This window comes from Rhodococcus sp. 14-2470-1b (assembly GCF_002259415.1).
Taxonomy (GTDB): domain Bacteria; phylum Actinomycetota; class Actinomycetes; order Mycobacteriales; family Mycobacteriaceae; genus Rhodococcoides.
On sequence record NZ_NPFY01000062.1, the window covers coordinates 1 to 614 of the forward strand.

The window sequence follows — 614 nt, forward strand, 5'->3', positions numbered from 1 at the left end:
GAGGTCGATGCTGCGCGGGAGGTGGACGGCGACGCGGTCTCCGACCTGAACCCCACGTTCGATCAGAACGTGTGCCAATGCGTTGACGCGGGCATCGAAATCGGCGTACGACCAGTGCGTTCCGGTGTCGTCGATGACGGCAAGCGCGTCAGCAGACACACTCGCTCGCTGCTGAATCACCGCATCGACCGTCGAATCCGCCACCGACACAACCGGACCCGCCGAGAGTGTGGAGATCTGGTCCGAATCGGCTGCGGGCAGGGTATCGAGTGCTGCCAGTCGTGTGTCTGGTGTGGCGGCAAGGGTTTTCAGGACGCGTTGGAAGGTGGTGGTGAATCGGTCGATGGTGGCGGGGGTGAACAGTTCGGTGGCGTAGGTGAGGTGTCCGATTATGCCGTGGGGGGTGTCTGTGAGGTCGAGATCGAGATCGGTCTTGACGGCGCCGAGTGCGGAGGGCCCGTTGTTGGTGACGTTGATACCTGGTAGGTCCAGTGTGGGTTCACCGTCGGTGCTGTTGTGGGTGAGGAGGATTTGGAAGAGGGGTGTGCGGTTGGTGGTGCGGGGTGTGTTGGTGGTGCGGGTGATGTGTTCGAAGGGTGCGTGTTGGTGGGCGA

Annotated in this window: 1 protein-coding gene; it reads right to left on the reverse strand. The window is 62.5% G+C overall.

Annotated elements, in window-relative coordinates:
- Positions 1-614, reverse strand: a 614-nt coding sequence (locus tag CH293_RS27700; RefSeq protein ID WP_141217264.1) for a condensation domain-containing protein, incomplete at both ends; no start/stop codon positions are given.